This is a genomic window from Vibrio splendidus (assembly GCF_024347615.1).
Lineage (GTDB): Bacteria > Pseudomonadota > Gammaproteobacteria > Enterobacterales > Vibrionaceae > Vibrio > Vibrio splendidus.
Genome location: NZ_AP025508.1, coordinates 978,347 through 1,002,817, shown reverse-complemented (window position 1 = coordinate 1,002,817; position 24,471 = coordinate 978,347). Strand labels below are relative to the sequence as shown.

Annotated in this window: 22 protein-coding genes; 5 read left to right on the top strand and 17 right to left on the bottom strand. The window is 44.9% G+C overall.

The window, feature by feature from the left end:
- Positions 1-106 precede the first annotated feature (106 nt).
- A complete protein-coding gene (locus OCU90_RS04515) occupies positions 107-2,884 on the top strand; it encodes an insulinase family protein (RefSeq protein WP_061024968.1) in 2,778 nt (925 codons plus the stop codon).
- A gap of 568 nt (positions 2,885-3,452) precedes the next feature.
- Here OCU90_RS04515 and fadJ read toward each other — a convergent pair.
- Together fadJ and fadI are read right to left on the bottom strand one after the other, a co-directional pair.
- Positions 3,453-5,669, bottom strand: a complete 2,217-nt coding sequence (fadJ, locus tag OCU90_RS04510) for a fatty acid oxidation complex subunit alpha FadJ (protein ID WP_004736045.1) — start codon at positions 5,667-5,669, stop codon at positions 3,453-3,455.
- A complete protein-coding gene (gene fadI / locus OCU90_RS04505; RefSeq protein ID WP_017076797.1) occupies positions 5,669-6,976 on the bottom strand; it encodes an acetyl-CoA C-acyltransferase FadI in 1,308 nt (435 codons plus the stop codon). Before fadI ends, fadJ begins: the two co-directional genes overlap by 1 nt.
- A gap of 562 nt (positions 6,977-7,538) precedes the next feature.
- On the opposite strand from fadI, the gene OCU90_RS04500 reads away from it, so the two are divergent.
- The 4 genes from OCU90_RS04500 (at position 7,539) to OCU90_RS04485 (ending at position 11,963) form a co-directional block, all read left to right on the top strand.
- Positions 7,539-8,087 carry a sigma-70 family RNA polymerase sigma factor gene (locus OCU90_RS04500; protein WP_004736042.1) on the top strand — a complete coding sequence of 183 codons (549 nt, stop codon included), beginning with the start codon at positions 7,539-7,541 and terminating at the stop codon, positions 8,085-8,087.
- Entirely contained in the window at positions 8,080-8,808 is a 729-nt protein-coding gene (locus tag OCU90_RS04495) for a DUF3379 domain-containing protein (protein WP_061024966.1), read from the top strand. The genes OCU90_RS04500 and OCU90_RS04495 overlap by 8 nt, the downstream gene beginning before the upstream one ends.
- Positions 8,809-9,105: 297 nt before the next feature.
- The gene (locus OCU90_RS04490) at positions 9,106-10,344 is read left to right on the top strand and encodes an outer membrane protein transport protein (RefSeq protein ID WP_061024964.1); all 1,239 of its coding nucleotides are present in this window, start codon (positions 9,106-9,108) and stop codon (positions 10,342-10,344) included.
- 296 nt (positions 10,345-10,640) lie between these two features.
- Positions 10,641-11,963 (top strand): outer membrane protein transport protein, encoded by a 1,323-nt coding sequence (locus tag OCU90_RS04485; protein ID WP_061024962.1) that lies wholly within the window; start codon positions 10,641-10,643, stop codon positions 11,961-11,963.
- Between the two features lie 96 nt (positions 11,964-12,059).
- Here OCU90_RS04485 and OCU90_RS04480 read toward each other — a convergent pair whose 3' ends face one another.
- The 15 genes from OCU90_RS04480 to OCU90_RS04410 all read right to left on the bottom strand — a co-directional run bounded on the left by OCU90_RS04480 (position 12,060) and on the right by OCU90_RS04410 (position 24,467).
- Positions 12,060-12,845 (bottom strand): MlaA family lipoprotein, encoded by a 786-nt coding sequence (locus OCU90_RS04480; RefSeq protein WP_017076800.1) that lies wholly within the window; start codon positions 12,843-12,845, stop codon positions 12,060-12,062.
- A 125-nt stretch (positions 12,846-12,970) separates the two neighbouring features.
- Positions 12,971-14,191: a c-type cytochrome biogenesis protein CcmI gene (gene ccmI, locus OCU90_RS04475; RefSeq protein WP_004736037.1), complete on the bottom strand. Its 1,221-nt coding sequence runs from the start codon at positions 14,189-14,191 to the stop codon at positions 12,971-12,973.
- Positions 14,191-14,679, bottom strand: a complete 489-nt coding sequence (locus tag OCU90_RS04470) for a cytochrome c-type biogenesis protein (protein WP_054548167.1) — start codon at positions 14,677-14,679, stop codon at positions 14,191-14,193. Before OCU90_RS04470 ends, ccmI begins: the two co-directional genes overlap by 1 nt.
- Entirely contained in the window at positions 14,676-15,227 is a 552-nt protein-coding gene (locus OCU90_RS04465; RefSeq protein ID WP_017076803.1) for a DsbE family thiol:disulfide interchange protein, read from the bottom strand. The genes OCU90_RS04470 and OCU90_RS04465 overlap by 4 nt, the downstream gene beginning before the upstream one ends.
- A gap of 5 nt (positions 15,228-15,232) precedes the next feature.
- Positions 15,233-17,203, bottom strand: a complete 1,971-nt coding sequence (locus tag OCU90_RS04460) for a heme lyase CcmF/NrfE family subunit (protein ID WP_017084525.1) — start codon at positions 17,201-17,203, stop codon at positions 15,233-15,235.
- Positions 17,200-17,682, bottom strand: coding sequence for a cytochrome c maturation protein CcmE (gene ccmE, locus OCU90_RS04455; protein ID WP_017076805.1), 483 nt, complete (start codon positions 17,680-17,682; stop codon positions 17,200-17,202). The genes OCU90_RS04460 and ccmE overlap by 4 nt, the downstream gene beginning before the upstream one ends.
- Entirely contained in the window at positions 17,679-17,885 is a 207-nt protein-coding gene (gene ccmD, locus OCU90_RS04450) for a heme exporter protein CcmD (RefSeq protein WP_004736230.1), read from the bottom strand. The genes ccmE and ccmD overlap by 4 nt, the downstream gene beginning before the upstream one ends.
- Positions 17,886-17,899: 14 nt before the next feature.
- Positions 17,900-18,640, bottom strand: a complete 741-nt coding sequence (locus tag OCU90_RS04445; protein ID WP_004736229.1) for a heme ABC transporter permease — start codon at positions 18,638-18,640, stop codon at positions 17,900-17,902.
- Between the two features lie 178 nt (positions 18,641-18,818).
- Positions 18,819-19,487 carry a heme exporter protein CcmB gene (ccmB, locus tag OCU90_RS04440; protein WP_004736228.1) on the bottom strand — a complete coding sequence of 223 codons (669 nt, stop codon included), beginning with the start codon at positions 19,485-19,487 and terminating at the stop codon, positions 18,819-18,821.
- Between the two features lies 1 nt (position 19,488).
- Positions 19,489-20,106 carry a cytochrome c biogenesis heme-transporting ATPase CcmA gene (gene ccmA, locus OCU90_RS04435; RefSeq protein ID WP_061024960.1) on the bottom strand — a complete coding sequence of 206 codons (618 nt, stop codon included), beginning with the start codon at positions 20,104-20,106 and terminating at the stop codon, positions 19,489-19,491.
- 278 nt (positions 20,107-20,384) lie between these two features.
- The gene (locus OCU90_RS04430) at positions 20,385-20,897 is read right to left on the bottom strand and encodes a DUF2802 domain-containing protein (protein ID WP_061024958.1); all 513 of its coding nucleotides are present in this window, start codon (positions 20,895-20,897) and stop codon (positions 20,385-20,387) included.
- Complete coding sequence (locus OCU90_RS04425) at positions 20,897-21,391, bottom strand: chemotaxis protein CheW (protein ID WP_004736225.1); 495 nt, start codon at positions 21,389-21,391, stop codon at positions 20,897-20,899. Before OCU90_RS04425 ends, OCU90_RS04430 begins: the two co-directional genes overlap by 1 nt.
- Before the next feature lie 74 nt (positions 21,392-21,465).
- Entirely contained in the window at positions 21,466-22,566 is a 1,101-nt protein-coding gene (locus OCU90_RS04420; protein ID WP_061024956.1) for a chemotaxis protein CheW, read from the bottom strand.
- On the bottom strand, positions 22,553-23,335 hold the full coding sequence (locus tag OCU90_RS04415; protein ID WP_017076808.1) for a ParA family protein: 783 nt from the start codon (positions 23,333-23,335) through the stop codon (positions 22,553-22,555). Before OCU90_RS04415 ends, OCU90_RS04420 begins: the two co-directional genes overlap by 14 nt.
- A 10-nt stretch (positions 23,336-23,345) precedes the next feature.
- The gene (locus tag OCU90_RS04410) at positions 23,346-24,467 is read right to left on the bottom strand and encodes a protein-glutamate methylesterase/protein-glutamine glutaminase (RefSeq protein WP_061024954.1); all 1,122 of its coding nucleotides are present in this window, start codon (positions 24,465-24,467) and stop codon (positions 23,346-23,348) included.
- Positions 24,468-24,471: the final 4 nt, after the last annotated feature.

The window sequence follows — 24,471 nt, the reverse complement described above, 5'->3', positions numbered from 1 at the left end:
TAGAAGTCGCCAAAAAGCTCTTCATATCCCAAAATGTGATCGCAAGGTTTGCACCTCAAATCATCGCGTACATAATTTAAAAACCACCTTCTCTGGAGATGCTTCTGTGCATTTAAGCCCTAATGATGAACATCAATACCGTTACGTAACCTTGGATAACGGATTGCGAGTACTGTTAGTTCACGATCAGAACGCTCAAAAAGCTGCAGCCGCACTCGCCGTTAATGTCGGGCATTTTGATGACCCTACCGACCGAGAGGGTTTAGCGCACTACTTAGAGCATATGCTATTTTTGGGAACTGAAAAGTATCCAAAGGTCGGAGAGTTCCAAAGTTTTATCAGCCAACATGGTGGTAGCAACAATGCTTGGACCGGAACCGAACACACCTGCTTCTTTTTTGATGTTGAATTGAATGCCTTTGAAACCGCACTCGATCGCTTCAGCCAATTTTTCACAGCGCCACTTTTTAACGAAGAAGCACTAGATAAAGAACGCCAAGCCGTTGATTCAGAATACAAAATGAAACTCAACGACGACTCGCGACGCTTGTACCAAGTTACCAAAGAACTGGTGAATCACAATCACCCATTCTCGAAGTTTTCTGTCGGTAATATCGAGACGTTGGGTGACAGAAACGGTGAAACGATTCGACAAGAGATCTTGGCTTTCCACCAGCAACAATATTCAGCCGATCTAATGACGCTGACACTGTCTGGCAATCAATCATTAGATGAGATGCAAAGTTGGGTTGAGGAGCGTTTTAGCTCGATTACCAATCACAAACTACAAGGTAAAAAGGTTGCAGTTCCGATTGTTGGCGAATTAAGCACGGGTGTACAAGTACACGTTAAACCGATAAAAGAAGTACGAAAACTTATCTTAACCTTCCCAATGCCCAGCATGGACGAGCACTATGGGATTAAGCCATTATCATTCTTTGCACACCTTATCGGTTACGAAGGCGAAGGCAGTTTGATGATGCAGCTGAAAGAGAAAGGTTGGATTACTTCCCTCTCGGCAGGTGGCGGCGCAAGTGGCAGTAACTATCGTGACTTCACGATCAGTTGCTCAATGACCATCGAAGGCTTAACCAAAACCGATAACGTCGTTCAAGCAATATTTCAGTACATCAAACTCATTGAACAACAAGGCATCGAAGAGTGGCGTTATCTTGAAAAACGCGCCGTTTTAGAGTCCGCTTTCCGCTTTCAAGAGCCCTCCAGACCGCTCGATGTCGTCAGTCATCTTGTTATCAACATGCAGCACTATCAAGAGCAAGATGTGGTGTATGGCGATTATAAGATGTCGCACTTTGACGAAGAGTTACAACGCTCTTTGCTTACCTACTTATCTGTCGACAACATGCGGGTCACCATCGTAGCTCAAGGTTTCGAGTATGATAGAGAAGCGAAGTGGTATTTTACGCCCTACTCCGTTACGCCTTTTAGCTCAGAGCAGACCCAATGCTTTACGTGCATCAACCCCGGCTGGATGTTTGAGCTGCCAAGTAAAAACCCATTTATTTGCTACGACTTAGACCCTGCTGAACTCGAAGGTGATGCTAAGCACCCACAACTGTTAGAAGAGCTGGATGGCTTTAAGTTATGGCACCTCCAAGACCATCAATTTCGAGTACCTAAAGGTGTGGTGTATATCGCTATCGACAGCCCACATTCAGTCGCCACCCCGAGAAACATCGTTAAAACACGCTTGTGTGTAGAGATGTTCTTGGACTCGCTTGAAAAAGATACGTATCAGGCTGAGATTGCGGGTATGGGCTACAACATGTATACCCATCAGGGCGGTGTAACACTCACGCTTTCGGGATTCAGCGAAAAGCAACCACAGCTGCTCAATATGATCCTTGAGCGCTTCCAAGCACGCGACTTTAGTCCAACACGCTTTGAAACTATTAAGCATCAATTGCTCAGAAACTGGAATAATGCGTCGCAAGATCGTCCTATTTCGCAGCTATTTAATGCGATGACCGGAATACTTCAGCCAAATAACCCGCCTTATTCCGTATTAATTGAAGCATTGGAAACGATTGAGGTCGATGAACTCTCTTCTTTTGTTCAAGCAATTTTGGCAGAACTGCATGTCGAAATGTTTGTGTATGGTGATTGGAAAAAAGCCGATGCACACAAGATGGCTGAAACGCTAAAAGATGCATTACGTGTTCAAGACCAAGCTTACGAAGAGTCACTACGCCCATTAATCATGTTGGGTGAAAATGGTAGCTTCCAACGCGAAGTCGTATGTAATCAAGATGATTCAGCCATCGTGGTTTACTACCAATGTGCTGATATTTCACCTAAAAATATTGCGCTGTATTCATTGGCGAACCATTTGATGTCAGCCACCTTCTTCCATGAGATTCGTACCAAGCAGCAGCTAGGCTATATGGTCGGCACTGGCAATATGCCGTTGAACCGACACCCGGGTATTGTGTTATATGTGCAATCACCGAATGCTGCCCCGGCAGACTTGTTAGCCTCGATAGATGAGTTCCTTAATGCCTTTTACATGGTGCTGTTGGAGCTTAACGACTATCAATGGCACAGCAGTAAACGCGGGCTCTGGAATCAGATTTCAACGCCAGATACCACCTTGCGCGGTCGCGCTCAACGCTTATGGGTTGCGATAGGCAATAAGGACTTGGAATTCAATCAGAGAGAGCGTGTCTTAGAAGACCTCAAAGGTCTAACACGCTCAGACATGATGCGTTTTGTGGTCAGCCAACTTAAACCTCGCACGGCAAATCGTCTGATTATGCATGCGCACGGTAATGCTCATGATGAGGAAGACAAGTTGACGGCAGGTGTGGAGATTGGCTCAATTGATGAGTTTCAGTTACGCCCTAAAGACTGTGAGCTTGGCTGATAAAGCTGGAATGAAAATCATAGGGTTGATGTGAAAGCATCAACCTTTTTTCTTGGATGAAGCACAAAAGCAGATCTCCTATTACGCTCCTGCGTCGCTTTAGGAGATGACGGTAGTTTCGATTGCAATGCATTAGCCACAATCCGCCTATTAACACTAATAGCTTACTTTCAACCTCTCTTTCGTCACTCCCAAGAGGGAGGAATGACCGAGTTGGGAATCTCCCGACACACCGATAATATCAGGCAAAACACATCCCTCTCCTCGTCATTCCCGAGAAGGAGGAACGACTGAGTCGGGAATCTCCCACACCAAGCCAACGCTACCTGACAGAACACACCACTCCCCGTCATTCCCGAGAAGGAGGAACGACTGAGCCGGGAATCTCCCACACCAAGCCAACGCTACCTGACAGAACACACCACTCCCCGTCATTCCCGAGAAGGAGGAACGACTGAGTCGGGAATCTCATACCTTTAACACTCGCTCATAAAACAAAAAAAGCCCGCATCAATTGCTTGATACGGGCTTGATAATCAATGTGCTAGAACGTTACTTGTAGAGAGAGTTATTTATAAAAAGACTCATCCAAACCAGCACGTGTCAGTAGGCCATCGCAAGGTGCAAAACGATCACCGTACTTCTTAGCGAAGTCGTTCATCATTTCGACCAATGACTTAATACCAATTTGATCCATGTATCGGAACGGACCTCCTAAGAATGGAGGGAAACCGATACCGAAAATAGCACCAATATCGCCATCACGTGGGCTGCGGATAATACCGTCATCCAAACAACGAACCGCTTCATTCAGCATAGGTAACACACAGCGCATCGCGATATCGTTGTCGCTCAACTTAGGATCGGGTTGCAGCTTAAGCAGCTTGTAAACTGACTTATCGACTTCTTTCTTCTTACCTTTGTAAGTGTAGAAACCTTTGCCACTCTTACGGCCTTTACGGTTGTCATTCAAAAGAATATCGAACACATCAGGGCCTTGGAAACGATCGCCAAGCTCATTCACTAAAATTGGAATAATCTTCGCGCCGATATCAACACCCACCTCATCTAACAAAGTAATTGGGCCGACCGGGAAACCGAAGTCCAATAACGTGCTATCGAGCTTTTCGATCGGCTCGTTTGCCAATAATAAGTGCGCGGCTTCATTCATGTACGGAGCAAGAATACGGTTCACATAGAAACCAGCCGTGTCTTTAACAACAATCGGCGTTTTGCCTTGCTTCTTCGCTAATGCTACGACCGTCGAAATCGTCTCTTCTGAGGTTGTTTCATGAGGAATGACTTCAACTAACGGCATTTTTTCGGCAGGGCTGAAGTAGTGAAGGCCGACCACGTTTTCTGGTCGCTGCGCCTTCTCCGCAATCTTATGGATTGGCAGTGAAGACGTGTTGGTCGCAAAGATAGTCTCTGGCTTTGCATTGGCTTCAATGTCCGCAACCATTGATTGCTTAAGATCGAGATCTTCAAATACCGCTTCAATCACCACATCGGTGTGATTAAAGCTCGTAAAGTCGATACCACCAGAAAGCTGAAGCATCTTACTTTCCAGACCAGCTTTAGTCAGAATGCGACGCTTACGCTGCTTATCGAACAACTTAAAGTTGTAGTTCAGCGCGTTCAGAACGCCTTCATTGGATACGTCTTTAATGCGAACAGGCACTTTCGCTTTGGCAACGCTAACATGGCTGATACCAGCACCCATAAGGCCACCGCCCAGCACACCAACACGCTTAACCGCTTTGGGTTCTGCGTCTGCGCCGTGCTCTTTTTTCATTTCAGTGGTGGCAAAGAAAATCGAACGCAGGGCTTTAGATTCTGAAGTCATTACCAGTTCAGAGAAACGCTTCGCTTCATACTGAAGGCCTTTATCAAAACCGTTCTCAAGGCCGTAACGAATCACATCAAGAATCGCATCGGCTGCAGGGTAATTACCGCGTGTTTTCTGGTTGGTTTTCTTCGAAGCCTGTTCAAAAATAACCTTACGACCAAGACCCGTGCGTGAAATAAGTTTCTCTTTGGTCGAAGCTTGGCTTTTAGACGCAAGACGCTTACCTTTTTTTCCGCCTGAGTTCTTTTCAACAAAGCTCTTAGCGACTTCAAGCAAGATAGTTTCTGGCACACAAGCATCGACAACACCGAGCGATTTCGCTTTCTTAGCACGCAACTGCTTACCCGTAAGAATAAGGTCAAGAGAAGGCAGCAACCCGATAAGACGAGGAAGACGCTGTGTACCACCAGAGCCTGGTAACAGACCGAGCTGTACTTCTGGCAAGCCAAGGCGAGTCTTGTCTGAGTCGGTACATACGCGGTAATCACATGCCAGCGCAAGTTCTAAACCGCCACCTAAACATGGACCGTGAATTGCTGCGACTACTGGATATGGAAGATCTGAGAGTGTTTGGAACATCTCCTGCCCTTGACGAGCAAGAGACTGTGCTTCGTCAGCCGTTTTACAAGCATCAAGCATTCGCACATCAGCACCTGCGATAAAGTTATCTGGCTTTAGTGAATGAACGATTAAGCCCTTAACTCGGCTTTGCTTTTCTTTTAGCTGCTCGAAGATGGCTTTCATTTCTTCAGCAAAAGCCGCTTGCAGCGTGTTCATTTTCTCGTTTGGCACATCAATCGCTAACCAAGCAATATCTTGCTCATCGATATTAAGAGTAAATGCTGTCGCTTTCTTTTTGGTTGATTCAGTCGCCGACGTTGAATCTGGTTGAGCGACGGTTTCTTTTTCTGTTGTTGCATCAAGAGTCGTAGACATTATTCTACCTCCAAGATCATTGCTGCACCTAAACCACCAGCCGCACAAGCTGTGTTCAGTGCCAAGCCGCCACCGCGACGTTTCAATTCACGCAGTGTTTGAGTCATCATACGCGCACCAGTCGCAGCAAACGGGTGTCCGTAAGCAATTGAACTACCCAGCACGTTGAATTTCTCCATATCAATCTCACCGATCGCTTTGTCACGGCCAAGATTCTTCTGAGCAAACTCGTCACTTGCAAACATTTTGACGTTCGCTAGAACTTGGGCTGCGAATGCTTCGTGCATCTCGATTAGAGTTAGGTCTGACAACTCTAAACCTGTGTTCTTCAACACTTGAGAGGTCGCGTAGGTTGGCCCCATCAACATATCCGTTTCAACACCAATCGCTGAGAATGCATAGCCACGAATATAGCCAAGCACTTCTAAGCCTAGCTCTTTAGCTTTACCTTCGCGCATCAACATAACCGCAGCGCCGCCATCGGTAAGAGGCGTTGCATTGGCTGCCGTTACACTGCCGTACTTTCTATCGAATGCCGGGCGCAGTTTCGCGTAGCCTTCAACCGTTGAGTCGTGGCGAACGTTGTTGTCTTCCGCGAGGTACTTTTTATAAGGCGCTGGGAATGCCGTCATCACTTCGTCTTTAATCTTGCCTTCTTTCCATGCTTGAGAAGCCAAAGAGTGAGAACGGTGAGCAAGTGCGTCTTGAGCTTCGCGAGTAATACCATGCGTCTTCGCCATCTGCTCAGCCGTTTGTCCCATGGATAAACCGGTCGAGTATTCTGCGACTGCCGGTGGCACTGGCATCAGATCTTTTACTGAAAGTGTTTTAAGAATCTTCAGCTTCTGACCCATGGTTTTCGTTTTACTCAGCGCTAATAAATTTGCCGCTAACTTTTTCGAAACACCAATAGGCAATACAGAAGAAGAATCCGCACCGCCTGCAATACCGACATCAATCGTGCCAGCCATAATGCTCTCGGTCACGTTGACAGCCGCTTGGAAGCTGGTCGCACATGCTCGTGTCACACTGTAGGCATCGGTATTGATGTCCATGCCAGTACCCAACACGATTTCACGTGCAATATTCGGTGCTTCTGGCATTTGTACGACTTGGCCGAACACCACTTGCTCGATAAGCGCAGGATCGACATCTGTTCTTGCAAGCATTTCGCTCACAACCATTTTGCCTAGGTCAACCGCAGGCACTTGGCTAAATTCTGTACTCTGACGAGCGAATGGGGTTCGTAGTCCAGCGACAACGGCAACACGTTCTCCAGAACGCGTTTTGACTTCCTGTTTGCCCATGGTTTCTCCTTAAAGTTAAGAGGTCTGACCTGAAGCATTGTAAAGAAGTTGTTAATTAAATCAAACGAGCGTTTAAATAAACGTGATACGAGTATCTCACTGTTTGAAAATATAACTGCGCATTCAGGCGAACCTTTTTGGGGGAAAGGTTGTCGTAAGAGACTAAACTATTGTAAGCAAAGACTGTTATCGCTGTGTAGGGAATGGTTTTCTTGAGGCAAAAAAAAACCACACAAAACTGTGTGGTCGGAATGTATATAAAGCAATTAACTTAACGCCAATTGAAATAATCAGTTTCCTGATTAGGAGAAAGTAAAGTCAGCCTTCAAAAGGAAGTGTCGTCTTGCTCAACATGCTAGCCACGAATGACTAACTAGACGACAAGGTGTACTATAGCTTGTTCGAGGCCTTAGATTTTGAAGTAGATCAATTTTAATGTGATTTTACGGTTTCCTGCCGATCGTTAGCCCTAAAAACGAAACAGAATATAAAAACGAAGCACAACGTATAGAGGACAGCTATACGCAGAGCAATTATGGAGGCTCGTGTGTCAATAATAAAAATGTTTGGAAAGAAAACAGCCAAGCGTCCGGTCAACTCTGATATGGACAAACAAAGAAAGTACGAAGCACTCGTTCGTGCCTATCATCGTGACCTCTTTCGCTACGCCTATTGGCTATGTAAAGACAAAAGCATTGCCGAAGATTTAGTACAAGAGACTTGCCTTCGTGCATGGAAGTCACTCGATAGCTTACAAGATGAAAAAGCCGCTAAATCTTGGCTGATCACCATCTTGCGACGCGAGAACGCTCGACGTTTTGAACGCAAACAGTTTGATCTGGTTGATATCGACGATCATGGTAACGATGCAAGTGTCAGCGATGACCCACATCATCAACACCTGTGGTTGCAAGCTCAGATCATGAAACTTGAAATCGATTACCGTGAACCCCTCTTCTTACAAGTGATTGGTGGTTTTAGTGGTGATGAGATCGCGGATATTCTCGACCTCAACAAAAACACGGTGATGACACGTTTATTCAGAGCTCGAAATCAGTTGAAAGAGATGCTGGATACAGAAGAGGCAGAGAGGGGGCAACATAATGGATGATTTGGAATTTCGTCGTCGTGTATTGTCGGAACCTAAGCAACGTACACAAGATATTATTGATGCAGCAGCAAACAGCGAAGCCAATAGTAACTTTCTAGACGATGTACTATCACTTGATAAACAGATCCATTCAGCAATGAATGTGGATGTGCCAGACGATCTTGCTGATCGTATACTGTTCAATCAGACCTCAAGCGAAGAAAGCAAAGTAGTAAGACCTACGTTTGCTCGTCGAGCGATGGCAATGGCTGCCTCGGTGGCGTTTGTTGCTGGTTTATTGGTTGGCCAAGTTAACTGGGGCAATGCATTCGTTTCACCCGCGCAAGCAAGTTTGGCAGATACGGCAATGAAACATGTTGTCGATGAAAAGAGCTTTGTGAGTGCGCTTGATGAGAATGTTACTTCACAACAAATCAATGCCAAGATGAATCCGTTTGCATTTCAATTTGATGAAGCCTTCCCTTACCACGTCTATTACCTGAACCATTGTGGCTTTGGCAAGTCCAACGCAATGCACATGGTTTTCCAAGGCGAAAAAGGCAAGGTCACTCTGTTTTTAACTGGAATTCCGACTGACAAGTCTATCGACTTTGATGAAAAAGGCATGTCAGGCTCAGTAACACCGATCGATGGCAGCAGTTTGATCCTCGTAGGCGAAGATGGCGAGGATGTCTCTAAAATCGCCGAAAAGCTGACAAAAATGATCAAACCAATGAGCTAATTTGCTCTCAAAGCCCCGTAACAAAAGGCCCAGCAAGTATATCACTGATATTGCTGGGCTTTATTTATCAATAAACCGCAAAATCATTCACCACACCAATACCTCTAGAGTTAAAACTCTAAAAAACAGCATTTCACACCATTTTCGTGCCAGATAGGCGTCATTTCCATAATTTTACCCTCAAAATTTCCAATGGTCGGATTTGTATATCGTATACTTGCGAATAGGATCAGCCACCATTGAGCAATTGCTCAAATTAATCGCCCTGTAGAGGCGGATATATAAAGGAATAAATGAATGACTACCAACAACACGCGTCTGTTTAAAAAGTCTCTTTTAGCAGTAACAATCACACTGGCGTCTTCGCAAGCGATGGCAGCAGGTTTCCAACTTAACGCACAATCAGCAACCGGCATCGGCCGTGCATTCGCTGGTGATGCAGTAATCGCAGATAACGCGTCAGTAATGGCACGTAACCCTGCAGCAATGGCACTATTTGACAAAACTGAGCTATCTCTTGGTTTTGAAAGCATTACTTCAATGATTGAAGTAAGCGACGTTAATTACGTTGGTGGTGCAGTTCCAGTAGGCGATACAGATGATGTAGGTGATACGTCAATCGCTCCGAACATCCACCTTATCGTTCCAGTAAATGATAAGTTTGCTTGGGGTGTGAATGCTTACTCAAACTTCGGTACTAAAACAGAGTTTGATGACAGCTACCCTGCGGCTGAATACGGCGGCTTAACGGATGTTAAAAGTATTAACTTCGGTCTAGCTGGTTCATACCGACTAAATAACCAATGGAGCTTCGGTGCTGGCTTAGACCTTATCTATGGTCAAGGTACAATGAAACGTACCTCTGGTGTAGGCATGCAAGCAGGTAACGTACCTCTAGGAACTCCTTTATTAAACGTAGACGAAGCTGACGGCTGGGCTGTAGGCTTTAACGTTGGTACGGTTTATGAATTAGATGAAAACAACCGTTTTGGTTTATCTTACCGCTACAGCCCAGAAATCACAGCTAAAGACGATAAAGGCCAAGATATCACTCTTCCTCTACCGGACATTGCTGAATTCTCTGGTTACCACAAAATTGAAGATACCAAATTTGCAGTCCACTATTCAGTACAATGGATCGGCTGGGGTGACTTCGACCAAATCGAATTCGAAAACTTAACTCAAGGCGCTATCCAAGGTACATACAATAAAGAGTACCAATGGCAAGATGGCTGGCACTATGCAATTGGTGGTACATACTACCTAAACGATACTTGGACACTTCGTACTGGTTACATGTACGACACAAGTGCACAAGACGAGCTGACTTCAATTTCTGTACCTGATTCTGATCGTCAGTGGTTATCTGCTGGTTTTACTTACCACATCGATACAGCATCTAATGTAGACTTTGGCTTTACATACCTACTAGGTGATGACGTAGATGTTAAGGAAACCTCTTCAGGAACTCCGCTTACAGCAACTACACATGCTGATGCAATCCTACTAGGTCTGCAGTACAGCCGTAGCTTCTAATATAATCGAAGTTAACAATCCCAAAGGGTCGCATTACGCGACCCTTTTTTATTGCATAACCCACTGACCAACATCAATTTAAGCTTACAGCTGTAGCCTGCAGAGGCTAAATATGCCTACAAGTGTACGCTCAAACCTCGCAACACAGCCGAAACATTTAGATTATTTCTCTAATAATTAAACACATTTACTCATTTAATCCCTAAAACACTGTTTTATTCGAATTTCATTTTTAAAGTAATAACTCTAAACGTAGAATCACGACACTAAATACTTATGATTCAGCGAACATAATAATGAAAATGAATAAGACTCTTCTATCTGCTGCAGTGGCAGTTGGATTACTTTCGACTTCTACCGTAACTCACGCGGCTGGTTTTCAACTAGCAGAATACTCAGCAACAGGCCTTGGCCGTGCGTATGCTGGTGAAGCAGCAATGGCAGACGGTGCAGATGCACAATGGCGTAACCCTGCAATGCTGACTTACCTAGAAGGTACTCAAGTTTCTGTTGGTGGTATCTACGTTAACCCTAACATTGATGTTAAAGGTGAAGTAAACCACGCTCACCCTGCTATAGGTACAAGCCAAGCATCTTCAAACGATTTCGCAGATGACGCTATTATCCCGAATCTTTACATTTCTCACCGTTATAATGAAAAGTTCGCTGTCGGTTTTGCATTTGGCACAAACTACGGCATGGAAACTAATCTAGGAGATGACTTCAATGCTTCTCATTTCGGTAACGAAGCAAGCGTAATCACTAAAGAAGCTAACCTAAACTTTGCTTACCAAATTGTTGAGCAAGTTAGCATTGGTGGTGGCATTCGTTACGTTATGGGTGAAGGTAGCTTTGGCGCAACAGCACCAGCAAAAAACGCAGTCGCACTAGACTCAAATAAAATGCCAATCTCCGTTCCTGCTGGTACTACATTGAAATATATGGAAGGCGATGATACAGCTTGGGGTTGGCAAGTAGGTACAGCGTGGCAGATCAACGAAGACCACCGCATCGGTTTTGCTTACAAATCTGAGGTTGAACTGAAATTAGAAGGTCACGCAGAAGGCATTGGCTTTGGCATGACACCAGGTCAACGTGACAACGGCCATATGATATTAGCACTTCCTGCAACAGCAGAACTTGCAAGTTTCCATCAACTAACAAAAGCATTGGCAGTTCACGCTAGTTTCAACTGGACTGATTGGAGCTCTTTCGAGAAGCTTCAAGCAGAACTGAACACATATGGCAGCCATACAGTTAAAGTTGAAAACTGGGAAGATAACTACCGCCTTGCTTTAGGTGCAACTTACCAAGTTGACCCAAAACTAGCACTACGTACTGGTGTAGCTTACGATACTTCTGCAGTTAGCGACAAAAACCGTACTATCACTATTCCAGAAACTGATCGCACATGGTTAAGTGTTGGTGCTGGTTACCAATGGTCTGAACAGCTTTCATTGGATGCTGGCTTTACTTACATCATTGCTAAAGATGCTCCAATCACAGAATCTCGTGGTTACGCATCTGACGATGCAGCCGAAGCTGTTGGCGGTCAATTTATCGGCACAACGACTGGTAATGTTTGGCTAGTAGGTATCCAAGCTAACTACCGTTTCTAATCTGTTTTACTTAGTCTAAAATAACAAACATTAAAAAGGCTCGATGTTATTTTCAACATCGAGCCTTTCTTTTATCAGTTATTCAAAATCTTATATCTAGTAATCTTCTAAGTATCCGTCAATGAAATCTTCTTCTTCAAGATCGACTTCTTCCGGTTCGATTTCGGCTTTAAAGTCACGACGCTGAATGTAAACTTCACGAGTCAGAGCATATGGATCTGGCGAGTCATCCAACAGAGCTTCTTGAGAAACTAATTGAGCACGAGTTTCCATACCTTCAAATGCCCACTTTCCTAGGCTCGCCCAGAAGTTCAACAGAGCTAAAGGCACATATAAACTATCCACTTGCTCCGTCACTTCACGAGTCGTAATAGGACCATAACCCGGCACCATAAAGTACGGCCCATTCCCTACCCCATAATGACCAATCGCATCAGAAAACGACTTGTCGTCATATTTGGTGATACCCGCTTCACTGGCAATATCGATTAGGCCCAACAAACCAAAAGTTGAGTTAATCCAAAAACGGTTGAAATGGTCGAGTGCTTTCTCGCCATTACCCATGAATATGTTGTTCACCATGCTCGCAGGTTCGTCTAAGTTGGCTAAAAAATTTGAGATACCAGAACGAACTGGAACAGGGGTATAGCCAACATAAGCGAGTGAAACAGGACGAACTAAATAAGGATCAAGATATTCGTAGTTGATATCCCACATCGCTCGGTTGAACCCTTCGAAAGGGTCATTCGGGTGGGATTCTTCGACGTATTCAGAGGTTTCGAGGTTATTATCGTTCGTGCTTTCATCTGGCGCGCTAGAACAGCCCACCGTTAAGCTTGCGATAAAAAGTAAACTCGAGAGTCTTAAAACACTGACAGACATATCACCTTTTCCATAAGGAATTCATATAATAAAAAAAGGCCAGCAATCGCTGGCCTCAATTGGTTGCGTAAGTCTATACCGTTTGTTGCAAAATCGGAATAGCTAACACCTATGCAAAATGATGATTAATATTGCTTATTGATATTAATGGTCACTGGAGCACCCAGTTCAACCACTTCACTTTCACCGTACCAATCACCATCGCGAGTTGAAACGTTACCATCTGTATCAAGCCTAGCTCTAACCATCAGAGTTTCAAGGCTAGACAACTTAGAGCCTTCCATCATGCTGTTACCATCATCGAGAACAACAGTGCGAGGGAAAGAACCCAATGGGTAACGGGCTGCAGCGACCGGCATTGGCGAACCATCAGCTCTATGTACCGAAACAACCAACACAGACTTAGGATCAGCGTTCACGTCGCCAGACAGCTCAAGCGTTACTGCAACGCTCTTACCTTGGTCAACACCCATGGTGTCGCCCATTTTCTTCTGAGCACTTTCAATACTGCGTGACAACATCTCGTAGCGACTGTCTTGTGGACCAATCATCTGTTGCATGATGCTCCAGTACTTCACAGCACCCGGGTAATCTTGACGTTCAAAAGAATCAAACGCTAGCAGTGAGAACACTCGAAGGTCGACATAATCGTTTTGGATCAAACGGCTCAAAATCAAACGCGCTTGGTTTTGATCGGCTTCATCAGGTGAAAGCATCAGTGCTTGAGCAAAACCTAGCTGAACATCTTCATTCTTAGGCTCAAGTTTGTAAGCTCTTTCCATAGAATCTTTCGCTGTTTCTGCGTCACGGTTTGCTAATGCAATACGACCAAGCAGTAACCAACCAGTTGAATCTTTTGGTTGATAGTGAAGACGAGTACGAAGCGCTAGAGTCAAATCTTCAAGTTCATCATCGGTAAGCGTTCCACCTTCTGATGACATTAACTTTTTAGACAACTCAGGAAGGTTTGAACTCACTTCTTGCCAGTGTTGAACCTTATCTAATGCACCAAACTGAAAGTACATACCATAAGTCACAACCAGAACCAGGATCACTGACGGTACAACGACACCCAGCGTAGATATTTGTGTTCTCTTGATTTTTTCTTGCGTTGGAACGTCATCAAGTAGCGACTGTTTTAAGTCAGCGATCAGTTCTTGCTGGTTATCAACAAGGCCTTCTTCAGCTTCTACCTCTAATTCAACTAAGCGATCTTTATAGAAGGCTTTATTCAACTCATCGCGAAGCACGTCATCGTTGTTTTCCTTCTTGTTCAAAAAAGGCAGAACAATCAATAAAACTGCGGCTAGCGAAAGGACAATTGTAGAAATCCAAAATAGAGTCATTACTGTTTATCTCCGTCGTTCTCTTCGTCGAGTAACGCTTTTAAACGTGCTTCTTTGTCTGCATCCCAGTCTTTATTGGACTCTACTGCTTTTGATTTTGACTTTCTGCTTCGTAAAACAATCAAACCAAAACCTAATACAACAACCGCAAACGGACCAACCCATAGGATCGATGTCGCTAAGGTCAGTGGTGGGTTGTACGTTACAAAGTTACCGTAACGAGCAATCATGTAATCAATAATTTCTTGCTCAGACTTGCCATCTTTTGTCATCTCATACACTTTTTGACGCAAGTCGACCGCAAGTTCCGCGTTCGAATCACCAATCGTGTTGTTCTGACATTTTGGGCAACGAAGCGTATTGCTCAAATCTTTAAATTGTTGCTCTTGATCAACCGTATCAAACTCATGAAATTCGATAGGCGCAGCCGCTACCGACGCAGAGATAGTGAAGGTGGCAAACATTGCTACAAGTGTTTGTTTAATCATTTCGCCTCCTCCAATAACTCTTGGTACATCGGCTGAAGCGTCGATGCCCAGTTAGTCGGGTTCACGTCACCAACATGGCGGTAACGAACCACGCCGCTGGCATCAATGAGGAAGGTCTCAGGAGCGCCATATACGCCAAGGTCAAGACCTAACATACCGTTGCCATCGAACAAGCTGATTAAGTACGGGTTGCCCAGTTCTTTTAACCAACCAACCGCTTTATTGCGATCATCTTTGTAGTTAAGACCAATGATCTTAACTCCTTGATCCGCTAACTTATTCAGGTAAGAGTGCTCTGCATAACAAGTAGGACACCAAGTCGCCCACACATTAAGAAGCAGAGGCTCACCTTTAAAGATAGCTTGATCATGAAACTTACCCGGCTGTTCCAAATCCTCTAGGCCAAACTCAGGAACCTGCTTACCAATCAATACGGATTCAAGTTTAGTCGGGTCATCACCCGACTGGTTACGCATCAATTGAGTTGCAAAGATTCCAGCTAGAACCATGAACGCAATCAATGGAATGAATAAAATCTTCTTGTTCATTCGAATTAAGCCTCCTGCTCTTGAGCCGACTTTTTCGTTGGCTTACGGAAACGGTAACGACGGTCACTGATGGCAATCACACCACCAATCGACATAATCAAAGAACCCGCCCAGATCCAACGTACAAATGGTTTGTAGTAGATACGTACAGCCCAAGATTTGTTGTCGTCTAAACGCTCACCCATTGCGATATAAAGGTCGCGCGTTACGCCACGATCAATCGCCGCTTCTGTCATCATAGATTTAGCTGTGGTGTAGAAACGTTTTTCAGCGTGAAGCGTGTTGATGTACTTGCCTTCTTTGGTAATTTCAAAGTCAGCGATGTAACCATCGTAGTTAGGGCCATCTTTGTCACGAACCCCTGTAAACAGGAAGCTGTATTCTTCAAGTTGGTAGCTTTCACCTGGCGCTAAACGCACATCACGTTCGATGCTGTAGTTTTGCACCATCGCGATACCGATCACTGTTACGGCTAAACCCATGTGACCACAGATCATTGCCCAATGGCTACGAGGCAGCTTAGTTAGGCCTTTCATGAAGGTATGACGGTGTGTTGCACGCTCATGCAGCTCAAAGCCGTGCATGAAGAAGATCCAGAACGCCATCACCCAACCAGCAAAAGCAGTACCACTGAAGCGGTCAGCTAGCATGGTCACCATTAGTGCACTTAAACCTAACGAGAAGATACCCGAAACTAACATTGGCTTAATAAGCTTAGACAGGTTGTCACGTTTCCAACGGATCAGTGGACCGATACCCAATAGGAACGAGAACGGGATCATTAACCAGAAGAACAACATATCAAAGAATGGTGCACCGATTGAAACCGAGCCCAGCCCTAATTGCTTATGAACAAGTGGTAACAACGTACCCACTAACACAACCACTAACGCAGCAATCAATAAGATATTGTTGCCGAGTAGTGCGTTTTCACGAGAAACCAAATCAAAGTTACCACGGACACGAACTGATGCACCTTTAACAGCAAACAACAGCAGTGAACCACCGATAACGAACACTAGGAAACCTAGAATAAACATACCACGAGCAGGATCTGACGCGAATGCGTGAACCGATACTAAGATGCCCGAACGAACTAAGAATGTACCTAGTAAGCTTAAAGAGAATGCAGAGATAGCCAGCAACACTGTCCAGGCTTTAAATGTGCCACGCTTTTCTGTTACCGCAAGCGAGTGCATCAGCGCTGTACCAGCCAACCAAGGCATGAATGAAGCGTTTTCTACTGGATCCCAGAACCACCAGCCACCCCAGCCAAGTTCGTAGTAAGCCCACCATGAACCAAGTGCGATACCTACCGTTAGGAATAACCAAGCAGCGATTGTCCAAGGACGAGACCAACGAGCCCATGCCGTATCTAAACGACCGCTCATTAGAGAAGCAATAGCGAAAGAGAACGCAACCGAGAAACCTACATAACCCATGTAAAGCATAGGCGGGTGAATAATCAAACCCGGGTCTTGCAGTAGTGGATTCAAGTCACGGCCATCGACAGGAAAGTAAGGCAGTGTACGTAAGAACGGGTTAGACGTTACGATAATGAACAGTAAGAAGCCGACAGTAATCAAACCCATGATAGCCAGTACGCGAGCCACTGACTCTTGAGGCATACCACGGCTGAACGTCGCTACTGCAACCGTCCAACCCGCTTGGATAAGAACCCAAAGCAGTAATGAACCTTCATGAGCACCCCAAACCGCTGTGATTCGGTAGTACCAAGGAAGTTGGCTGTTCGAGTTACTTGCTACGTATTGAACCGTAAAATCATTGGTGTAGAACGCGTAGCACAAGATAAAAAACGAAATCGCTAGGAATCCGAACATACCCCATGATAGCGGTCGCGCACTATTCATTAATAATGTGTTATTTCGAGCTGCCCCATACAGCGGGAGCACGCTCAATAGCAATCCCAGCCCTAAGGACAGGATCATGGCAAAGTGGCCGATCTCGGCTATCATTGAGCACTTCCTTCTTTTTGTTCTGTCGAGTACTGCATTGGCTCATGGGTTTTCTTCATTGCTTCAGCAACTTCAGAAGGCATGTACTCTTCATCGTGTTTCGCTAAGACTTCGAAAGCTTCAATTGTTGTCGCATCTTTCAGAACGCCTTGAGCAACAATACCTTGCCCTTCACGGAAAAGATCAGGAAGAATGCCATCGTATAAAATCGTTACTTTAGGACCAACATCTTTCAAGTCAAAGCTTACACGTAGTGATTCGTTGTCACGGCTTACAGAACCGACTACAACCATGCCACCAATACGCAGACGTTGGCCAACTTCAGGTTTCTTGCCGTCTTTGCCGTTAACAAGCTCAGTTGGCGTGTAGAACAGATCCATGTTCTGGTTAAGCGCATAAACCATTAATCCAACAGTTGCACTGATACCAAAAAAGATCGCTAAGACAATGCCCAGCCTCTTTTTACGTCTTGGGTTCATAGAGTGTTCTCCATATTTTTTGCTGCATCGATACGAGCTTGACGATCAATCTTAGCTTGTACTTCATTTAGTAATTGCTTACCACGACGAACGCTTAAGACCAGTAAAATGATCATCGCGAGGAATGTGATTCCAAATGCACTCCATACATATGAGGCGTAGCCACCCATGGCAAAGAAATCACTCAGAGATTCAAAATACATAATTACCTACCCTACTACGCTTTATCAGCCGCGAGTTTACGAACCCACGGACGGTGACTTTCTTTACTGATGATTTCGTTTCTAAAACGAACCATAGTCACAGCACCAAAGAAAAAGGCGAAGCCGAAGATGTTGAGAAGAAGCGGCCATAGCATGTCACTTGAAATAGAAGGCTGATCGAACTTAGTAATCGTCGCGCCTTGGTGAAGTGTATTCCACCACTCTACTGAAAAGTGAATGATAGGTAGGTTGATGACACCAACGATCGCCAAAATACCTGCTGCCTTCGCTGCGGTTTTTTGGTCGTCAAAAGCGTGGTGTAGTGCAATCACACCCAAGTATAGGAATAGAAGAATCAGCTCTGAGGTCAAACGCGCATCCCAAACCCACCAAGCACCCCACATTGGTTTACCCCAAACAGCACCGGTTAGCAGCGCTATGAAGGTAAAGACAGCACCAATAGGCGCCATAGCCAATGCCGCCATGTCTGATAATCTCACCTGCCATACCAAGCCGATAAATGCCGCAATTGCCATCGACATGTATACGCCCATCGACCAAATTGCAGACGGAACATGGATATAGATGATACGGAAGCTATCGCCTTGTTGGTAATCAGAAGGCGCAAATGCAAGCCCCCACACAGTACCTACTGATAGACACAATAGCGCTAGGATAGAGAACCATGGCAGAAGTTTACCAGCAAGCTGATAAGAGGTTTCTGCTTTGGCATAGGGATGGAGCCATTTCCACATGTTGTAATCTCACTCTTACTTCATATTGCTTACAGCTATCACAGCTATAATTATTATAATTTATTTGGCTTACTGTCTCTTTCAGTGACTCTATGAGTTTAAAAGCTTCAATTAGTTCACTCTGAACAAACAAAGTGGAAGTGAGCGCTTGGTTAGCTAGTTTTAATCAGATAATTAACTAGTTAACACTCACTCTCAGCGCTGCGCTTATGGCAAATGGGGTGAGCGTCATTGCGCCCATTAGCATTGCCCCTAACACAGCTAATTGTCCGTTATACGCAACGCCTAGTGCTGCCGCATCAATCGCGGATGTAGCAAATATAAGAATTGGGATATACAACGGCAAAATAAGCAGACTTAACAGCACACCGCCTTTTTGTAATCCAACCGTTAAAGCGACACCAATCGCACCAATAAAGCTTAATGCAGGCGTACCAACCAATAACGTTAAGACCACCGATAACCAAGTATCGAAATCCAAGGACAGCAGTACCGCTAACAACGGACTGATCAATATTAATGGTAACCCTGTCAATAACCAGTGCGCTATGACCTTGGACAATACTACCAACTGCAACGGGATGGGCATCAGCATCATCTGCTCGAGGGCGCCATCTTGGAAATCATCTCGGAATAATCGTTCGAGAGAGAGTAATGCAGAAAGTAAAGCAGCAACCCAAACAATGCCCGCTGCGATACGCGCAAGTAGGTTTGGCTCAGGGCCGATACTCAATGGGAAAAGGGTGATGACAATGATAAAAAACCACAGAGGGTTAAAGATATCGGCTTGGCGACGAAATGCGATCAACAGCTCACGTCGAATGATCGTTGTCATTGAAGAAATCATATTACTCACCCAACTTTATTTTTCTTAGTTTCGGGCTATCAGCAAACATATCTTGGTGTGTGGTTAATAACACAATGCCACCGTTGTCTACATGCTGAGAAAAAAGAGACTCAAGAACTTTAACGCCCTGCTTATCAATGGCAGTCAGCGGTTCATCTAGAATCCACAACATTTGCTTACTTAACCACAGACGAGCCAATGCTACACGGCGCTGTTGACCCGCCGAAAGTTGACCTGCAGGCACGTCTTCTCGTCCAGCAAGGCCGACTTGAGCCAATGCATTGTAAAGTTCTTCCTTACTCGTTCCACTGCTGTGAATCGATTGATAGAAGCTCAGGTTCTCATACGCACTAAGCTCGCGTTTTACGCCAGTTTGGTGACCAAGAAAAAGCAAATTTTGGTGATACACATCTCGACTCGTTTCAATAGACTCACCATCCCAAGAGATAGTGCCTTCATCACGATCACCTAAGCCGGTGATAATCCTAAGGAGTGTCGTTTTCCCAGTGCCGTTACGACCTTCAACTTGAACCAGCTCACCGGGTTTCAATTGAAAAGACAACGATTCAAATAGAACCCTGTCGTCACGAATAGCAGTTAAATTTGAGACTTCAAGCATAGGTAAATTTAGTCGAGTAATGAAAGGGCTATAGTAGCACACCAATATGGTGACAAAACAGGACTAGGCGTTTTCGATAGAACAAACTCCGTAAGAAACTGTTACCACCGCATCACAATTTACACATTTTCATCAACAAACAAGATACTGCCTTAGATACAAGCACTTATAAACATCGTTCTATATAGAGCTGTCAGGCACAAAAAAAGAAGCCGAAGCTTCTTTTAAGAGGAGTGCACGATAAACATCAATTACTCAATACGCAGCGAGCGCTCAATTTAACGACGTCGAGTTGGGTCTCTGCGCTTATGAGGTGCATCTGGTTGCTCATCGTACGATGAAGGGTTACTTCTTAGCGAAGGAATTTTTTCCTTACCCGCGAGCTTATTCTGCAGAGACATCATCAGCTCAGCTTCAGCTTTAGGTAATTCACACTCTTCGATCAGTTCGTTTATCCCTGCACCAAGCTGAACCATCTTCGTTGCACGCGTGTACAAGCGCCCATCGGTATCAACATGTTCCAGCTCTACAATGCGTTCATTCAAGTGCTTTATTAGATCTTGCTGTTCCGTCACTTTCTGACCAAGGCCAACCACGACAGAGCGAACCTCAAGCAATTGCTTGCTCGATTTTTGAAGCTCTTTGTCCAAGTTACGAACTTGCAGGCGTGACTGATCGAGCTGCTTTTGAATCGCACGTTTTACTTTGCTAATCAAAATCACGATGAATAACGTAAAAACCCCGACTCCGGCAATCAGAGCAACAGGGCTTAAAGGAAGCGCTTCAAACATTACAGGTGAGCCATCTCATCCCATTCGTCTTCGCTTAGTAGTTTGTTTAGATCTACTAAGATAAGCAGCTTGCCATCACGGTTACTTACACCTTGGATGAACTTAGCACTTTCATCAGTACCAACACTTGGAGTAGTGTCGATTTCAGAAGAACGTAGGTAAACCACTTCAGCAACGCTGTCTACTAGAATGCCAATGACTTGACGCTCAGATTCAATAACGATGATACGAGTGTTGTCTGTGATTTCACCTTGCATCAAACCAAAGCGAGAACGAGTGTCGATAACAGTAACAACGTTACCACGCAGGTTAATAATACCTAGAACGTAATCTGGAGCACCCGGTACTGGAGCAATTTCACTGTAGCGAAGTACTTCACGTACCTGCATAACATTAATGCCGTAAGTTTCTTCTTCTAGCTGGAATGTCACCCATTGAAGTACTTCATCATTGGTTGGGTCTTTTCTTACTTCAATTTCACTCATATGAGACATATTTAATCCTCTTGCCGTCGTTACCGACCACTATTATTAACTTGATGCGTTTATTGTTAGCCTAATGCTTATTACTAGCTTAATGCTTTTACATCTAGCCCTGCGTTTAGCATGGCGATCAATGCTTCAACATGAATCAAAGCACACATTTTTTCTTTTACCATACCAGCGAGCCATGGGCGTTTACCTGCCATTTCTCGCCAACGAACTTTATCTGTATTAAGAAGCTCGGTACCTTTAAGTTCAGTCCCCGCGAGCCCCCATAAGCTTTCGCCAAGCATCACTATATATTGATAGTTTTCTTTGTATTCATCATTCGTTAGTTTCTCAGGCATCACCCACTTTGCAGTGTCGACCACATCTAACTGACTATCTCGATTTGTTTGCAAACCTAAATACCAAGCAGGCTTACCAATCAAATGGCTTAGCTCTTCAAGGCGATGAATACCACCAAGCTCATCAAGAGGAACAGCAAATGTTACCCCGTTGACGTCAAAATACAGTACCTGAAAATCTTCTGTTCGAGCCGTAGTTTCCCAAGATGTAAACCGTTCAATACCGCCAGATTGAGTTTCAAGCTCAACTTCGGGTTCACTGATAGATTCAATTTCTGACTCTTCAGTGTGAGTTCCGTCTTGCTGAGCTTCAACGTGCGACTCTTCAGCTATTGGTGACTCTTCAGCTATTGGTGACTCTTCAGCTATTGGAGACTCGGCTTGCTGCTCAATTGGTCGTTCAACAGGTCGTTCAACAACCATTGATGAATCTGACTCTGGGAGGTTCCAACCTTGAATCTCAGGTTCTACAGAAAGCTGAACGGATTCCACCGCCGCATCAAACATTTGCATGTCTGCTTGCTGAGCGATTTTCTGCGTGTTCTGATCCATTAATTCATCAAGATTCAGTTCATCAACCACGTTCGTCGCTTCTAAGCGGCTCAGTAATTTTTGAACATCTTCCAGATTGGGCACTTCAAATTCAGCTTCTCGTAACTCGGCATAAGTCGAGTAACTCGAATGTTTGGGCTCTGGCTCTGGCTCATCGCTGGTCTCGTCAACAAAAAATTCGTCAGAATCCAGCATTTCATCACCTAACAGCGCAGTAAAGTAATCATCAAGTGCTTGTTCACTTGATAAACTTGATCGCGCCATTGTTGATTCTTTATTCGCGCTCATTTATCGCCAGCCTTTCGAGATAAATAAGCAGCTGTTTGTAAGCAAATACGCCACGACTACCCGATGCAAAATGAGATGCTGGTAAGCGCTTTAGGCTAGCATCTCGAAACTTAGTGTCTATCGGCACAGCGGATGTCCAAACTTGATTTGGATAATCTTCTTTTAGCTGAGTTAATGTTTGCAGTGATGCTTTAGTTCGCTTGTCGTACATCGTTGGGACAATCGTCACCTTAAACGGTGTTTTGCGAGACTTCTGCATGATAGCCAAAGTGCGAATCATGCGCTCTAAGCCCTTCATTGCCAAAAACTCAGTCTGTACCGGAATCAAAATACGGTCACTGGCAGCCAATGCGTTGACCATCATCACACCCAAGATCGGCGGACAATCGATAAGCACATAGTCATAGTCGTCTTTCAAAGCGGCTAAAGCACGCTTCAAGATCAACCCCATACCGCTTCGATTTCCCATCACACGGTCTAATGTTGCCAAAGACATGTGCGCGGGAATAATATCGATACCTTCGACTTCCGTTTGTAAAATCAAAGGTCTTACTGTCGGCGCGTTAAACTCACGCAACTGAAATAGATCAAACAGACTCGATTCCACCGTATCTGAGTCGTAACCCAGATAGGTGGTTAGTGATGCATGCGGGTCAGTATCAACCAACAGAACACGGTGCCCCTTCAACGCAAGTAAACCTGCTAGGGTCACGGTCGAGGTCGTTTTACCAACACCACCTTTTTGGTTTGCAACACTCCAAACAATCATTTCGATTTACCTAAGCTAACCCAACTTCAACCAAAATCCTTTCCGCAATGCGGTCTAGAGGGAGGTCTTCAGTAGAAATGCCAGCTTTTGCTACAGCTTGAGGCATACCATATACAACACAGCTATCTTCGTCTTGCGCCCAGATTGTCGAGCCCGCAGTTTTTAACATACGCGAACCTTCTCGACCATCAGCGCCCATACCGGTCAGTATCATAGACAAGACTTTGTCACCGTAGATCTTCGCTGCAGAGCCGAAGGTTACATCCACACAAGGTTTGTAATTCATTCGGTCGCCGCCATCGAGAATTCTTAAGCGAGCAGATCCTGCACGGCCGTCAACCATCATTTGTTTACCACCAGGAGCAAGATAAGCCACTCCAGGTTTCAACACATCTCCGTCTTGTGCTTCGCGAACCTCAATCTTGCATAAGGTATTCAGTCGGCTAGCAAAAGCGGCGGTGAACGTTGCTGGCATATGCTGAACTAACACAATCGGATGTGGGTAGTGTGCAGGGATGCGCGTCAAAATTTTCTGTAGTGCAACCGGGCCACCTGTAGAGGTACCAATTGCAGTTAATTGATACTTTTTACCCGAAGCTCTGAATTTCGCCGTTGATGCAACCGCTGGTTTCACTGCTGAAGCTGCTGCTGAAATCGGTTGGCGCAATGGTGTTGAAGTTGTTGCTGGTGTAGCTGTAGCTCGTGGCGCAATCGGAGCACGGCGCATAAACGCACGCTTTGCTGCAATCTGAATCACACGTTGTTGAAGCAATGCGACAGCATCATCACGGTTACGTGCGATGTCTTCAAACTTCTTAGGTAGGAAGTCTAGAGCACCAGCGTCTAACGCATCTAACGTTGCTCTCGCACCATCATGCGTTAGCGATGAAAACATTAAAATAGGCGTTGGCGACGCAGCCATGATTTCACGAACGGCTGTGATGCCGTCCATGACAGGCATTTCGATGTCCATCGTGATTACGTCAGGTCTCAGCTGTTTCGCTTTCTCAACCGCTTCTTTACCGTTTACTGCTACATCAATGACTTCTAGGCGAGCCTCTGAGTTGATGATCTCGCTAACGCGACGACGAAAAAAACTCGAATCATCAACGACTAATACTTTAATCGCCATATTT

What these genes read in the sequence shown, in the direction of transcription:
- fadJ (WP_004736045.1), bottom strand. Translation starts at nt 5,669, where the DNA reads ATGTCTACGACTCTTGATGCAACAACAGAAAAAGAAACCGTCGCTCAA.
- fadI (WP_017076797.1), bottom strand. Translation starts at nt 6,976, where the DNA reads ATGGGCAAACAGGAAGTCAAAACGCGTTCTGGAGAACGTGTTGCCGTT.
- OCU90_RS04500 (WP_004736042.1), top strand. Translation starts at nt 7,539, where the DNA reads ATGTTTGGAAAGAAAACAGCCAAGCGTCCGGTCAACTCTGATATGGAC.
- OCU90_RS04495 (WP_061024966.1), top strand. Translation starts at nt 8,080, where the DNA reads ATGGATGATTTGGAATTTCGTCGTCGTGTATTGTCGGAACCTAAGCAA.
- OCU90_RS04490 (WP_061024964.1), top strand. Translation starts at nt 9,106, where the DNA reads ATGACTACCAACAACACGCGTCTGTTTAAAAAGTCTCTTTTAGCAGTA.
- OCU90_RS04485 (WP_061024962.1), top strand. Translation starts at nt 10,641, where the DNA reads ATGAAAATGAATAAGACTCTTCTATCTGCTGCAGTGGCAGTTGGATTA.
- OCU90_RS04480 (WP_017076800.1), bottom strand. Translation starts at nt 12,845, where the DNA reads ATGTCTGTCAGTGTTTTAAGACTCTCGAGTTTACTTTTTATCGCAAGC.
- ccmI (WP_004736037.1), bottom strand. Translation starts at nt 14,191, where the DNA reads ATGACTCTATTTTGGATTTCTACAATTGTCCTTTCGCTAGCCGCAGTT.
- OCU90_RS04470 (WP_054548167.1), bottom strand. Translation starts at nt 14,679, where the DNA reads ATGATTAAACAAACACTTGTAGCAATGTTTGCCACCTTCACTATCTCT.
- OCU90_RS04465 (WP_017076803.1), bottom strand. Translation starts at nt 15,227, where the DNA reads ATGAACAAGAAGATTTTATTCATTCCATTGATTGCGTTCATGGTTCTA.
- OCU90_RS04460 (WP_017084525.1), bottom strand. Translation starts at nt 17,203, where the DNA reads ATGATAGCCGAGATCGGCCACTTTGCCATGATCCTGTCCTTAGGGCTG.
- ccmE (WP_017076805.1), bottom strand. Translation starts at nt 17,682, where the DNA reads ATGAACCCAAGACGTAAAAAGAGGCTGGGCATTGTCTTAGCGATCTTT.
- ccmD (WP_004736230.1), bottom strand. Translation starts at nt 17,885, where the DNA reads ATGTATTTTGAATCTCTGAGTGATTTCTTTGCCATGGGTGGCTACGCC.
- OCU90_RS04445 (WP_004736229.1), bottom strand. Translation starts at nt 18,640, where the DNA reads ATGTGGAAATGGCTCCATCCCTATGCCAAAGCAGAAACCTCTTATCAG.
- ccmB (WP_004736228.1), bottom strand. Translation starts at nt 19,487, where the DNA reads ATGATTTCTTCAATGACAACGATCATTCGACGTGAGCTGTTGATCGCA.
- ccmA (WP_061024960.1), bottom strand. Translation starts at nt 20,106, where the DNA reads ATGCTTGAAGTCTCAAATTTAACTGCTATTCGTGACGACAGGGTTCTA.
- OCU90_RS04430 (WP_061024958.1), bottom strand. Translation starts at nt 20,897, where the DNA reads ATGTTTGAAGCGCTTCCTTTAAGCCCTGTTGCTCTGATTGCCGGAGTC.
- OCU90_RS04425 (WP_004736225.1), bottom strand. Translation starts at nt 21,391, where the DNA reads ATGTCTCATATGAGTGAAATTGAAGTAAGAAAAGACCCAACCAATGAT.
- OCU90_RS04420 (WP_061024956.1), bottom strand. Translation starts at nt 22,566, where the DNA reads ATGAGCGCGAATAAAGAATCAACAATGGCGCGATCAAGTTTATCAAGT.
- OCU90_RS04415 (WP_017076808.1), bottom strand. Translation starts at nt 23,335, where the DNA reads ATGATTGTTTGGAGTGTTGCAAACCAAAAAGGTGGTGTTGGTAAAACG.
- OCU90_RS04410 (WP_061024954.1), bottom strand. Translation starts at nt 24,467, where the DNA reads ATGGCGATTAAAGTATTAGTCGTTGATGATTCGAGTTTTTTTCGTCGT.